At 72.7% G+C, this 12,057-nt stretch carries 10 protein-coding genes and 2 pseudogenes; 8 read left to right on the top strand and 4 right to left on the bottom strand.

The window, feature by feature from the left end; genetic code table 11:
* Positions 1-27: 27 nt before the first annotated feature.
* Positions 28-2,202, top strand: a complete 2,175-nt coding sequence (locus tag ACGFWJ_RS00060) for a SpoIIE family protein phosphatase (protein WP_392943652.1) — start codon at positions 28-30, stop codon at positions 2,200-2,202.
* 71 nt (positions 2,203-2,273) lie between these two features.
* Here the strand turns inward: ACGFWJ_RS00060 and ACGFWJ_RS00055 are convergent, their stop codons facing one another.
* On the bottom strand, positions 2,274-3,278 hold the full coding sequence (locus ACGFWJ_RS00055; RefSeq protein ID WP_387633643.1) for an aldo/keto reductase family protein: 1,005 nt from the start codon (positions 3,276-3,278) through the stop codon (positions 2,274-2,276).
* A gap of 232 nt (positions 3,279-3,510) precedes the next feature.
* Here ACGFWJ_RS00055 and ACGFWJ_RS00050 point away from each other — a divergent pair, with 232 nt between their 5' ends.
* From ACGFWJ_RS00050 to ACGFWJ_RS00040, 3 genes are all read left to right on the top strand, one after another.
* Positions 3,511-4,746 carry an ROK family transcriptional regulator gene (locus tag ACGFWJ_RS00050; RefSeq protein WP_392945425.1) on the top strand — a complete coding sequence of 412 codons (1,236 nt, stop codon included), beginning with the start codon at positions 3,511-3,513 and terminating at the stop codon, positions 4,744-4,746.
* 204 nt (positions 4,747-4,950) lie between these two features.
* Entirely contained in the window at positions 4,951-5,958 is a 1,008-nt protein-coding gene (locus tag ACGFWJ_RS00045) for an Acg family FMN-binding oxidoreductase (protein ID WP_392943649.1), read from the top strand.
* A 64-nt stretch (positions 5,959-6,022) separates the two neighbouring features.
* Positions 6,023-6,364: a DUF5713 family protein gene (locus tag ACGFWJ_RS00040; RefSeq protein ID WP_392943648.1), complete on the top strand. Its 342-nt coding sequence runs from the start codon at positions 6,023-6,025 to the stop codon at positions 6,362-6,364.
* Positions 6,365-6,929: 565 nt separating this feature from the next.
* Here ACGFWJ_RS00040 and ACGFWJ_RS00035 read toward each other — a convergent pair.
* A pseudogene (locus ACGFWJ_RS00035) lies at positions 6,930-7,325 on the bottom strand (class I SAM-dependent methyltransferase); the annotation flags it as partial.
* A gap of 392 nt (positions 7,326-7,717) precedes the next feature.
* Between ACGFWJ_RS00035 and ACGFWJ_RS00030 the strand changes: the two are divergent.
* The 4 genes from ACGFWJ_RS00030 to ACGFWJ_RS00015 all read left to right on the top strand — a co-directional run bounded on the left by ACGFWJ_RS00030 (position 7,718) and on the right by ACGFWJ_RS00015 (position 11,065).
* Positions 7,718-8,899 (top strand): CopD family protein, encoded by a 1,182-nt coding sequence (locus tag ACGFWJ_RS00030; RefSeq protein WP_392943646.1) that lies wholly within the window; start codon positions 7,718-7,720, stop codon positions 8,897-8,899.
* Positions 8,900-9,063: 164 nt separating this feature from the next.
* Positions 9,064-9,699, top strand: coding sequence for an ArsR/SmtB family transcription factor (locus tag ACGFWJ_RS00025; RefSeq protein ID WP_392943644.1), 636 nt, complete (start codon positions 9,064-9,066; stop codon positions 9,697-9,699).
* A complete protein-coding gene (locus tag ACGFWJ_RS00020) occupies positions 9,683-10,429 on the top strand; it encodes an SRPBCC domain-containing protein (protein WP_392943642.1) in 747 nt (248 codons plus the stop codon). The genes ACGFWJ_RS00025 and ACGFWJ_RS00020 overlap by 17 nt, the downstream gene beginning before the upstream one ends.
* 63 nt (positions 10,430-10,492) lie before the next feature.
* Positions 10,493-11,065 (top strand): dihydrofolate reductase family protein, encoded by a 573-nt coding sequence (locus ACGFWJ_RS00015; RefSeq protein WP_387633637.1) that lies wholly within the window; start codon positions 10,493-10,495, stop codon positions 11,063-11,065.
* 81 nt (positions 11,066-11,146) lie between these two features.
* Here ACGFWJ_RS00015 and ACGFWJ_RS00010 read toward each other — a convergent pair whose 3' ends face one another.
* Both ACGFWJ_RS00010 and ACGFWJ_RS00005 read right to left on the bottom strand, forming a co-directional pair.
* On the bottom strand, positions 11,147-11,788 hold the full coding sequence (locus tag ACGFWJ_RS00010; RefSeq protein ID WP_392943640.1) for a DedA family protein: 642 nt from the start codon (positions 11,786-11,788) through the stop codon (positions 11,147-11,149).
* A 153-nt stretch (positions 11,789-11,941) separates the two neighbouring features.
* Positions 11,942-12,057 (bottom strand): annotated as a pseudogene (locus ACGFWJ_RS00005) (electron transfer flavoprotein subunit alpha/FixB family protein); the annotation flags it as partial.

Here is a 12,057-nt window from a genome sequence, read left to right as displayed (position 1 = left end):
AGCCGCGACCCGGAGAGGAGGGACGGCATGGACAGCACCGGCGACGGCGGCGAGAGCGAGGACGCGGCACTGCTCGACGCCCTGTTCAGCCAGGCCCCGGTCGGGCTCTACCTGCTCGACCAGGACCTGCGGCTGGTACGCCACAACGCCGCCGCCCACTACACCGCCCACGGCGCAGCCACCCGCCCCGACCCCGGCAACGGCGGCCGCTGGGTCGGCGACCTCGGGCCCGGCTTCGACGACGCCGAACTCGAAACACTCGCCCGCCAGGCCCTCCAGGACGGCGACTGGATCCGCGAACACCTGGTCCGCGGCCGCACCCCCGACGAACCCCGCCGCGACATCGTCGGCGCCGTCTCGTTCTTCCCGATCGAGTCCGACACCGGCCGCCGCTACCTGGTCGCCGCCATCCAGGACGTCACCGAACGCCAGGCCGCCCTCGACCGCCTCGACATCCTGCACACCGCACACCGCCAACTCGGCGCCTCCCTGGACGCCATCGGCTCCGCCGAGGAACTCGCCGACGTCGCCGTGCCCCGCCTCGCCGACATCGCCACCGTCGACCTGCTCGACGAACCCCTGCGCGGCCTGCCCACCCGCGCCGGACCCGCCGACCCCGCCGCCCCGCTGCGCCGCGCCGCCTACCGGGCCGTCCACACGCCCGGCGAGCTGGGCCCGATCCCGCACGGCGAACTGTCCACCTACGGCGCGCCCACCCCCTACAGCCAGGCGCTGGACGACGGGCGGGCGCGACTGGTGCGCGGACTGGGCGGCGACGAGGACTGGCTGTCCGCCGACCCCGCGCGCGGACGCCGGCTGACCGGCCTCGGCGTGCACTCGATGATCGTCGCGCCGCTGATGGCGCACGACACCGTGCTCGGCCTGCTCGCCCTGTACCGGAACCGGCGGCCCGCCCCCTTCGAACAGGCCGACCTGGACCTCGCCGTCGAACTCGCCTCCCGCGGCGCCCTGTCCATCGACAAGGCCCGCAGCTACGCCCGCGAACGCACCATCGCCACCACCCTGCAACGCCAACTCCTGCCCAGGGAACCGGCCGAACTGAGCGCCGTGGAGACCGCGCAGGTCTACCTCCCGGGAGTGGTCGGCCCCGGCGGCGACTGGTACGACATCATCCCGCTGTCCGCCGCCCGGGTCGGGCTGGCGATCGGCAGCATCACCGGAACCGGCATCGAGGCAGCCGCCCTGATGGGCCAACTCCGCACCGCACTAGGCACCTTGGCCGTGCAGGACCTGGCGCCGGACGAGCTGCTGGTGCGCCTGGACGAAGCCGCGCGGGTGCTGACCGACGAGCAGCGCGGCAGCCTCCCGCCCGGCGCGGACCGGCTGCCCGACGGCCTCGCGTCCTGCCTGTACCTGGTGTACGACCCGATCGCCCGGACCTGCACCGCTGCCTCCGCCGGCCACCCCGCGCCGGTGCTGGTCGGCCCCGACGGCGCCCCGCTGCCGTTCGAGGTCGAACCCGGGCCGCCGCTGGGCTGGGGCGACTGCTGCTACGAGACGACCACCACCGAGCTGGACGAGGGCTGCGTACTGGCCCTCTACACCGAGGGGTTGATGTCCGGCCGGGCCCGGAGCGCGGACGAGGACGGCACACCGGGGGGCGAACCGGGCACGCGGCGGGCGGTGCTGGAGCGGGTGCTGGCGCGGCCCGGCGAGGAACAACTGCACGACCTGTGCGACCGGGTGGTGTACGCGCTGCTGCCCGAACGGCAGCGCGAGGACGCCGTGCTGCTGCTGGCCCGCACCCGGGCGCTGCCGGACGAGCGGGTCGCGGTGTGGACGCTGCCGGGCGACCCGGCGGTGGTGCGCACCGCCCGGCGGCTGGCCGAACACCAGCTCGCCGCCTGGGAGTTGGGGGAGCTGGAGTTCGCCACCGACCTGATCGTCAGCGAACTGGTGACCAACGCGATCCGCTACGGGGAGCCGCCGATCCGGCTGCGGCTGATCCACGACCGGGGCCTGATCTGCGAGGTGTCGGACAGCGCGGCCAGCACCCCGCACATGCGGCGGGCGAAGAGCACCGACGAGGGCGGTCGCGGACTGTTCATCATCGGTCATCTGGCGCAGCGTTGGGGCACCAGGATCGGCCGGCGCGGCAAGACCATCTGGGCGCAGCAGGAACTTACGTCAACAGGCGGGTCACCTAAGGAGGTTGACGTGGGCGATTCGCTCGAGCCTTAGTGGGTGGGGGAGTTGTCGGGCCCGGGCCGGTGCCGCGGATCGGTGGTGCGGGCGCCGGCCCGGGCGTGGCGTCAGGGGCGGGCCTTGGGGGCGTTCTCGGCGGTCTTCGCGGGGTCGAACTGGGCGACGGGGGCGAGGATTTCGTCCATCCGGGCGAGCAGTTCCGGCTCCAGCTTCACGCCGGCGGCCTTGACGTTCTCGGTGACCTGCTCGGGCCGGGAGGCGCCGATGATCGCCGCGGACACGTTGGGGTTCTGCAGCACCCAGGCGACGGCCAGCTGGGCGAGCGACAGCCCCGCCTGGTCGGCGAGCGGGCGCAGCAGCTGGACGCGCTCGAGGACGTCGTCGCGCAGCCAGCGGGCGACGAAGTTCGCGCCGCCCTTCTCGTCGGTGGCGCGGGAGCCGGCCGGCGGGGCGGCGCCCGGCTGGTACTTGCCGGTGAGGACGCCCTGCGCGATCGGCGACCAGACCACCTGGCCGAGGCCCAACTCCTCGGACACCGGGACGACTTCACCCTCGATGACCCGCCACAGCGCGCTGTACTGGGGCTGGTTGGAGACGAACGGGATGCGCAGCTCGCGGGCCAGCGCGTGCCCGGCCCGGATCTGGTCGGCCGTCCACTCGGAGACGCCGATGTACAGGGCCTTGCCGGAGCGGACCACGTCGGCGAACGCCTCCATGGTCTCCTCGAGCGGCGTGGACGGGTCGAAGCGGTGCGCCTGGTACACGTCCACGTAGTCGGTCTGCAGGCGGCGCAGCGAGCCGTTGATCGACTCCATGATGTGCTTGCGGCCGAGCCCGCTGTCGTTGCGGCCGGGCCCGGTCGGCCAGAACACCTTGGTGAGGATCTCCAGCCCTTCGCGGCGCTCGCCCTTGAGGGCGCGGCCCATGACCGCCTCGGCGCGGGTCTCCGCGTACACGTCGGCGGTGTCGAAGGTGGTGATGCCCGCGTCGAGGGCGGCGCGGATGCACGCGGCCGCGGTGTCCTCCTCGACCTGCGAGCCGTGGGTGAGCCAGTTGCCGTAGGCGATTTCACTGACGATCAGGCCGCTGCGGCCCAGGTGACGGAATTCCATGATCTGTACGGTACGTCAGCTGACGGTTCCGGTGGGTACCATCGCGGTGCCGCAGGAACCGGGAGCGGGCCGGGGCGGGCGGGGCGTGTCGGTGCCGATTTCCGGGGCCGGCGCGGGTGTGACGACCTGGACGTGGACGAGAGTGTGTCTGAGGCGGTGTTGCCGGCGGGGGCGGGCGGACTGTCCCGACCGGAGAAGAGGAACCGTGACCCACCCGCAAGCGAGACCCGTCGTGCGGCCGCGGTCCGCAGGCCCGGCGCCGGAGCCGGCCCCGTGGAACCGGCAGCGGCTGCGCAGCAACAACGAGTGGCTGCTGCTGGAGCTGCTGCGCACCGGCGGCCCGTCCTCGCGGGCGCAACTCGCCCGCGACACCGGCCTGTCGAAGCCGACCGTGTCGGCCGCGCTGGGTTCGCTGGAGACGGCCGGGCTGGTCCGGGAGGCGGGCACCTTGGCGCCCGACCGGGGCCGCACCGCCGTCCTGTACCGGGCCGACGCCGGCGCCGGGTACGTGCTCGGGATGGACGTCGGCCGAGCCCGCCTCCGGGTGGCCGTCGCCGACCTGTCGGGCCGGGTGGTGGCCCGCCGGGACGTCCCCAACCGCGGCCGTTCCGGCCCCGCCGTCGCGGACGCGCTGGTCGCCACCGCTCAGGAGACGCTCTCCGATGCGGGGCTGGCGGACGGTGCCGGCGGCGCTGTGGGCTGTCCGGCGGACGGGGTGGTGCGCGCGGTGATCGGTAGTCCCGGTGTGTGGGACGAGCGGCTGCGGATGATGCGGCACGCCCCGCACCTGCCCGGCTGGGCGCGGCCGGGACTGGTCGACCGGATCGCGGACGGCCTCGGCATGCAGGTGCACGTCGCCAACGACGCCAACCTCGCCGCGCTCGGCGAGTACACCTACGGTGCGGGGGCGGGCAGTTCCGTCTTCGCCTACCTGCTGGTCGGGACGGGCGTCGGCGTCGGCCTGGTGCGCGACGGCGAACTGTGGACCGGGGCGCACGGCGCGGCCGGTGAGATCGGCATGCTGCAAATGCCGTGCGTGTCAGATGAATTGACGGGACGTCAGGATGTCCGGCTGGAGGAGGTGGTGGCGGCGGACGCCGTGGTCGGCGAGGCGTGGCGGCTCGGGCTGACCAGTGCGACCACCGCCGAAGAGGTGTGCGAGGCGGCCCGGTCCGGCGATCCGGCCGCGCGGGCGGCGATCGACCGGCAGGCGCAGCAACTCGCCTTCGCGGTCGCCGTGGTGGCCGCCGTCGCCGATCCGGAACTGGTCGTGCTGGGCGGCGGTGTCGGCCGCAGCGCGGACCTGCTGCTGCCGCCACTGGAGGAGGCGCTGCACCGCAGCTGCGCGCTGAGACCCCGGGTGGTGGCGAGCACGCTCGGCGAGGACGCGGTGCTGATGGGCGCGGTGGCGACGGCGCTGGAGTCGGCGCGGCTGGAGGTGTTCGTGCGGCGTACCGCGTCCGCGTGAGTGCCGGTTCGGGGGGCTCGGCCGTTTCGGTCGTCTCGGTCGTCTCGGTCGTCTCGGTCGTGTCGGTCGTCTCGGCTGGGGAGAAGGGACGGACGTCGTCCGGAGGGGGCCTTTGGGCCCTACCGGCGCGGCCGATCCGAGGCGCACGCTCAAGATAAAGAGGCACGTGGAACGCGACGAGGATGCGGCGAGGAGTGATCCGCGATGGTCGAGTCGACGATTGGCACGAGGGGCGGTCCCGGGGCGGCACTGAGCGTGCAGGAACTCCGGGTGCTGGTGGCGGCGGCCGGAGCCGCGCCCTCGTTGCACAACTCCCAGCCCTGGCAGTTCCGGCCCGCCGACGACGGCCACGGAGTCCTGGTCTTCGCCGACCCGGACCGGGCCGTCCCGGTGGCGGACCCCGACGGCCGCGGCATGTTGCTGTCCGTCGGCGCGGCCCTGTTCAACCTGCGGGTCGCGGCCGCCCGGCAGGGCCTGCCCGTGGACGAGCTGGAACTGATGCCCGGCCCGTTCGGGGCCGACTCCCCGGTCGCGGTGGTGCACTTCGGCCCGCGCGGAGTCCCCGACGAGACGGCCGAGTTGGCGGAGGCGATCGCGCTGCGGCACTCCAGCCGTGAACCGTTCAACAATCGCGACGTCCCCGAGACGGTGATCGGTGAACTGATCGCGGCCGCCGCCGCCGAGGACACCGTCCTCGAGGCGCTGGAGGAGTCCGAGGCGCGCCGGGTCCTGGCACTCACCGCCGAGGCCGAGGCCCGGATCGTCGCCGACGCCGCCCGCCTTGCCGAGACCGGGAGCTGGCTGCGCGACGAACCTTCGGCGGACGGCATCCCGGTCTCCGCGCTCGGCCCGCAGGACCACGAAGCGCACGTCCCCGTGCGGGACTTCACCGGACGCCCCACCCGCTCGCAACGCTTCGAGGCGCTCCCGCAGTTGGTCACCATCGCCACCCGCGGCGACACGGCAGCCGACTGGCTGCGGGCCGGCCAGGCCATGGAACGCGTCTGGCTGGTGGCCACCGCGCACGGCGTCCGGGTCTCCGTCCTCCACCAGGCCGTCGAACTCCCCGAGACCCGCTGGCGGCTGCGCAACCCCGAAGCGGGCATCGGCACCGTCCAGGTACTCCTCCGCATCGGCTACGGCCCCCGGGGCGCGGCCACCCCGCGCCGCGAGATCGACGAACTCCTCGGTGGGGCCGTCCCCGCGAGCTGAGCGGTCTGTCAGTGCTCGGCGGGATGATCCTGCGCAGCATCCCCCGAGCGGACGGAGCGGCCGAATGGTGATTCGAAACGAGCAGGTGGCGGGCCACGAGTTCCTGCGCGACATGGCCGGGGACCCGTACTACCCCGCCCACCTGGTCGAACGCGGCCGCGCGGTGCTGCGCGCGCTGTGCGAACGGATCGAGTTCGAACGCCCGTCCGTACTACCGGAGTTGTACGCTCTGACGCACGCCGCGACGGAGGAGTTCAACCGCCTCGGCGAGGCGATGGAGGACGCCGGCAGCGAGATCGAGACGGTCGCCCGGGAGGCGATCGGCGCGGATCTCGCGTTCGTGGCGGCGGCGTACGGCTTCGCCGGTGCGGACCGGGAGGAACTGGTCGCGCCGCGCGATTGGTGAGCGGCGCGGGCTCAGCGGCCGCCGGGCAGTGCTGGTTCGGCGTGGCGGCGCAGCAGGACGCGGTCGTGTTCGTCGAGGACGATCGCTCGGGCTGAGTGGCGTAGTTGTGCTGGGGCGTCGGTGGGTGTTCCGTGGCGGCGTCAGCGGGTGGCCGTGGCGAGGAGTGCCGCGTGGGGGAGGGCGAGGGTGCCGTCCGGGGTGCGGAAGGCGTCGGCGAGGCGGTGGTAGTGGCGGTGGGCCTCGGACTGGGTTTCGGGGGTTTGGGCGAGCAGGGTGAGGCCGATGGTGGCGACGCCGGAGGCCGGGCCGGCCCACCAGTCGTCGGCGGTGGTGCGGTGGTCCCACGTGAGGGTGCGGCAGGTGGCGTGCTGGAGGCCGGCGGTGGTGAGGAGCGCGGCCAGGCCGTCCGGGGGAAGTCGTCGGCCGGGTCGAGCGGGCCCAGGTGCGGCGGCCGGACGGCGCCGGCGGCCTGGAGGGCCTGCGGGATCAGCGTCTGGCCCGAGCCCGGTGACCCGGACCAGATGGTCAGGGCCAGGCGGCCGCCGGGTCGCAGGACGCGACGGAGTTCGGCCAGGGCGAGCAGCGGCCGGCCGACGTGGTTGAGCACGAAGTTGGCCACCACCGCGTCGAATTCGGCGTCCAGGTAGGGGAGTTCGGGCAGCGTGGCAAGCTCGAGGCGCGCGGACGGCGCGTTGCGGCGGGCGAGTTCGAGCATGCTCGGCTCGGCGTCCACGGCGGTCACCTCCGCACCCCGGGCGCAGTCGGCTGCGGCGACGGTCCCTGGCCCGGCGCCCACGTCCAACAGCCGGGTGCCGGTGGACACTTCGGCGGCGTCCAGGAGCTTCGGCGCGGTGTGCGCGCAGAGCCGGCCGAAGGTCGCGGCGTAGGCGTCGGCCCGTCCGGCCCAGGCGGTGCGCTCGTTGGCGTCGAAGCTCGTGGTCGCTGCGGTTGGCGGCGGCATGGTTTCCCCCTGGGCGGTCGGGCGGTTGACGGGCGATCATAGCTCGGCGTGGGGGGTGCGGTTGGGGGGCGGAGCTGATGCGGACTCACCGCCCCGGGCCCAGTCGACGAGGCAAGCCAGGCATTGACGTGAGTTCTGGCCTCGGAACAGCCCTTGGTGTTCGTTGTGGGCGCGAAGCCCCCGATGAGCGGCGGATCGACGTGCGGTGATCGGTTGGGTAGGACCGACAGGTGGTCGCCGACGCCGATGTCGAGCGGCTTGCTACTGCCTCGGGCGGCGTCGAGCGCGCGCCAGAACGCTTCGATGTCCGTGACGGGCAGCCCCCAAGGGGTAAACGACAGATCGGAATCAGGATTAGGACAGGCTGGCCTATCTGAGGTTAGGCTAACCTAATGATGAATTTGCTGCTGGCCGCCAAGACGGCCGAATACGCCACGCCTGAAATCTGGCGGGTCCTCACCAAAACCGGCTACTTCGTCGGCCTGAGCGGCGCGATCGGCAGCGTTGTCACCTACGTCGCCGCCGTTCGCCCGGCGCTCAGGGCCGAGAGCACCGCGCCCGCGGACGCTGCCGCGCTGCGCAGGCGGTCGGCCGGGTACCTGGGGTGGGCGGGCGTTGTTCTGTTGGTTGCCGGGTACTTCCAGTTGGTGGCGCGCGTTGCCCGGGCCGGGAAGGGGATGCCCTTTGGTGACGCCATGGCTCCCGGCCGGATCGCGGACTTCCTCAATGCCCCTGCTGCCAAGGGGGCTTGGATCGCGCAGGGCACGATCTACGTGCTGCAGAACGTCGTGCTCGTCGCCACCGCCGTCGCGCTGATCGCGCTGTTCGTCCCGGCGGTGCGCCGCCACCTCGACCGTCTTGCCCTCGCTGCTCTGCCGGCCGCTCTCGCGGTCACTCTGATCGCGGGCATACCGGCGACCGTGCCCGCGGAACTCGACCGCTGGCTCGACCCGGTGTTCTCGCAGCTCCATATCGTTTCCGGGGTCGTGTGGCTCGGCGGCCTGGCGCTGCTGGTGGCCCTCGCGGGCGTTCGCGGTCGGCTCGGTGAGGGTGCGGGCCTGTTGTGGGCCGACATTTGGCGGCGGTTCAGTCTGGTGGCGATGGTGTGTGTCGGGGTGGTCACCATTTCCGGGCTGTGGATCACCTGGAAGCACGTCGGCGCCGTCCCCCAGCTGTGGACCACCGGCTACGGCATCGCCCTGTTGGTCAAGATCTTCCTGGTGCTGGGGCTGGTCACGGCCGGCGCGTTCAACCAGTTCTGGCTGATGCCGCGGATCGAGCGGGCCCGGCGTGCGGACGACTCCACCTCGCTGTTCCACCTGACGCTGCGGCACTTCCCGAAGGTGGTCTGGGGCGAGGTCGTTCTCGGTGTCGCGGTGCTGGTGGTGCTGCCGTTCATCGCCGGGTCCGCCCGCAGTGAGGCCGGCGGTGCGAAGGCGGTCTCCGACGGCAGCATCTTCGCTGCCGGCGCCGCGCTGGTGGTGGCCCTCGGGGTCTCGCTGTACGCCACCGCGAAGGTGTCGGACGCCCTGGCGCGCCGTCCTGCTGCGGTTGGTGAGCCCGCGGCGACCTGACCGCGGTACCTCGCGCAGCTTGGGCTCCCGGCATGACGCCGGGGGCCCTTTCTGCTGTGCGGGGCGCACCGACAAATTTTTTTGTCTTGACAGGTTTCCTGTTCGGCGGGAACCTGGAGTCACTCCCGGGGGACACCGGGAGCCCGGTAACGGAGGGTGGAGAGGTGCTGGACGTTGCTGTGATCGAAGAGCCCGGCGCGGCCGAGTCGTCCTTGGACCCGATACGGTCCCGGATTCTCGCCGCTCTGGCGGAGCCCGGTTCGGCGGCCATGCTGGCGGGGCGGTTGGAGTTGCCCAGGCAGAAGGTCAACTACCACCTGAAGGAGCTGGAGCGGCACGGGCTGGTCGAGCTGGCGGAGGAGCGGCGCAAGGGCAATGTCACCGAGCGGGTGTTCCGCGCGACGGCCGCTTCGTACGTGATCTCGCCCAGTGCGCTGGCGGCGGTCAGCCCGGATCCCTCGCGGTCGCCCGACCAGCTTTCCGCCCGGTGGCTGCTGGCGCTGGGGGCCCGGCTGGTGCAGGAGGTCGGGTCGTTGCTGACGGGTGCGGCGCGGGCCAAGCAGCGGGTGGCGAGCTTCGGGATCGATGCCGAGGTGCGGTTCGCGTCCGCGGCCGATCGGGCGGCGTTCGCCGAGGAGCTGGCCCAGAGCGTGGCCGGGCTGGTCAGCCGCTACCACGACGAATCGGCGCCGCAGGGGCGGAGGCACCGGGTGGTCGTCGGCCTGCACCAGATTCCCGCCCCGACCCCAGTCGACAGCCCGACGCACCGCAGGAGGACCCCCGATGACGCACCCCTTTGAGATCGGGCGGGAGATCGTCCTGCCCGCAGACCCGGAACAGGTCTGGGAAGCGATCGCCACCGGTCCCGGCATCGAGTCGTGGTTCATGGGCCGGAACGAGGTCGAAGCGTGCGAAGGCGGCGCCGCCGTCATGGACGTGGGCGGCCACCGGGAGGAGGCCGTGGTCACCGCGTACGAGCCCGGCAAGCGGTTCGCGACCCGGACGGCCACCAACGACGACGGCCGGTTCATGGCCTTCGAGTACCTCATCGAGGGCCGCGAGGGTGGCAGCACCGTGCTGCGCGTCGTCCACAGCGGCATGCTCGGCGACGACTGGCAGGACGAGTACGACGTGCTGTGTCGCGGCTGGCCGTTCCACCTGCACACGCTCCGCGAGTACCTGGCGCACTTCCCCGGCCGCACGGGCCGTCCCGTCTTCGCCATGGCGCAGACCGGCGAACGGCCGGTGCGGGAGGTCCGGGCCGCGCTCGCCGGTGGGCTTTCGCTGCCGGACGGCGTTGCCCTCGGGGCGCCGGTGCAGGCCGAGCCGGCCGGGTTGCCCGCGCTGGCCGGGGAGGTGACGTGGTCCGACGAGGAGCGTTTCGAGGTCCGCACCGCCGACGGGCTCTACACCTTCCACCACAGCCCCGGAGTGGTGCTGATGTTCCACCACCTCTTCGGAGCGGACACCGACACGGCCGAGGCCGGGTGGCAGCAGTGGCTGGCCGGCGTCCTGGCCGAGCGACCCTGAGCACGCGAACAACACAGTGAGCACCACGTACGGAAGACAGTCACACCTGAGGAGAGCACCATCATGCGCACCCTGATCAGCACGGCCTTTGTCTCGCTCGACGGCGTCGTGGAGGGCCCGGGCGGTGAGCCCGGTTACCGGAACTCCGGGTGGACGTTCAAGGACATCGAGTTCATCCCCGAGGCGTTCGAGATCAAGTCGCGGGAGCAGGAGGAGTCCACCGCGATGCTGATGGGCCGGGTCAGCTACGAGGCGTTCAGCCCGGTCTGGCCGGACATGGCGGAGTTCGCCCGCTACCGGACGCTGCCGAAGTACGTCGTCTCCCGCACCCTCGGCGAGGACCAACTGGTCGACAACTGGGGCGAGATCAGCATCCTGCGTTCGCTGGACGAGGTCGCCGCTCTCAAGGAGACCGAGGGCGGTCCGATCATCGTCCACGGCAGCGCCACGCTGGGCCAGGCCCTGTCCGACGCCGGGCTGATCGACCGGTACCACCTGCTGGTCTTCCCGCTGCTGCTCGGCGCGGGCAAGCGGCTGTTCAGCGCCACCGACAAGGACGCGCAGAAGCTGGCGCTGGTCGAGCACGAGGTGTACCGCAACGGCGTGCAGAAGCAGGTCTTCGACGTCGTCCGCTGAGGAGCGGGCCAGCACGCACGCCGCCCGCCGTTGACGAAGTCCGTCAGCGGCGGGCGGTGTGCGTGCGGCGGAACGAGTCCGTCAGCGGCGGGCGGCGCGCGTGCGGCGGAACTCGAGGGCGAGCGGGAGGAGGGAGAGGGCGATGATCACCGCGATGGCGGGGAGCAGGTAGCGGTCGACGTTCGGGATGGTGGAGCCGAGCGCGTAGCCGCCGAGGACCAGGCCGACGGTCCAGACCAGGCCGCCGACGGCCTGCCAGAGGGCGAAGGTGCGGGTGGGGACGCCGAGGGCGCCGGCCAGCGGGTTGAGGACGGTGCGGACCACGGGGACGAAGCGGGCCAGCGTGATGGCCTTGGCGTGGCCGTAGCGGGCGAGGAGTTCCTCGGCCCGCTCGGCGCCCTCGTGCAGGCGGCGGTTGCGGGAACGTTCCAGCAGGGCGCGGCCGCCCTTGCGGCCGAGCAGGTGGCCGACCTGGGCGCCGGCCAGGGCGCCGACGACGGCGGCGACGAGGACCTGCGCGAGGTTCAGGTGCGGGCCGGAGTGCAGGCCGGGGGTGCAGAGCAGGCCGGCCGTGAACAGCAGGGAGTCGCCGGGCAGGAAGAAGCCGATCAGCAGCCCGGTCTCGGCGAACAGGACGGCGGCGATGCCGAGCGCGCCGAATGCCGCGAGCAGGGAGGAAGCGTCGAGCGGGTTGACCGCCAGCAGGGCGGAGTGGGCGTACACGGCGTGGCCTCCGGGGCGCTCTGCGTCTACAGGGAAGTAGACCGTCTACGCGACTGTAGACGATAGGGGTGGGGGAGGCGCAACCGCGGGCCGGGAACGGCGGAAGGGCACGACCGTGGTGGTCGCGCCCTTCCGGGTGGTGCTGGGCGGCTGTCAGCCGGCCTTGACCTGGGTGGTGAGCTGGGGCAGGACGGCGAACAGGTCGCCGACGACGCCGTAGTCGACGAGTTCGAAGATCGGCGCCTCGGGGTCCTTGTTGACCGCGACGA

The organism is Kitasatospora sp. NPDC048407, assembly GCF_043200475.1.
GTDB lineage: Bacteria > Actinomycetota > Actinomycetes > Streptomycetales > Streptomycetaceae > Kitasatospora.
The sequence above is the reverse complement of the archived record's forward strand: the minus strand, read 5'-3'. Positions and strand labels throughout refer to the sequence as shown.

Excerpts from the sequence above, each read along its gene's own strand:
- ACGFWJ_RS00060 (WP_392943652.1), top strand. The coding sequence starts at position 28 with ATGGACAGCACCGGCGACGGCGGCGAGAGCGAGGACGCGGCACTGCTC.
- ACGFWJ_RS00055 (WP_387633643.1), bottom strand. The coding sequence starts at position 3,278 with ATGGAATTCCGTCACCTGGGCCGCAGCGGCCTGATCGTCAGTGAAATC.
- ACGFWJ_RS00045 (WP_392943649.1), top strand. The coding sequence starts at position 4,951 with ATGGTCGAGTCGACGATTGGCACGAGGGGCGGTCCCGGGGCGGCACTG.
- ACGFWJ_RS00040 (WP_392943648.1), top strand. The coding sequence starts at position 6,023 with ATGGTGATTCGAAACGAGCAGGTGGCGGGCCACGAGTTCCTGCGCGAC.
- ACGFWJ_RS00030 (WP_392943646.1), top strand. The coding sequence starts at position 7,718 with ATGATGAATTTGCTGCTGGCCGCCAAGACGGCCGAATACGCCACGCCT.
- ACGFWJ_RS00020 (WP_392943642.1), top strand. The coding sequence starts at position 9,683 with ATGACGCACCCCTTTGAGATCGGGCGGGAGATCGTCCTGCCCGCAGAC.
- ACGFWJ_RS00015 (WP_387633637.1), top strand. The coding sequence starts at position 10,493 with ATGCGCACCCTGATCAGCACGGCCTTTGTCTCGCTCGACGGCGTCGTG.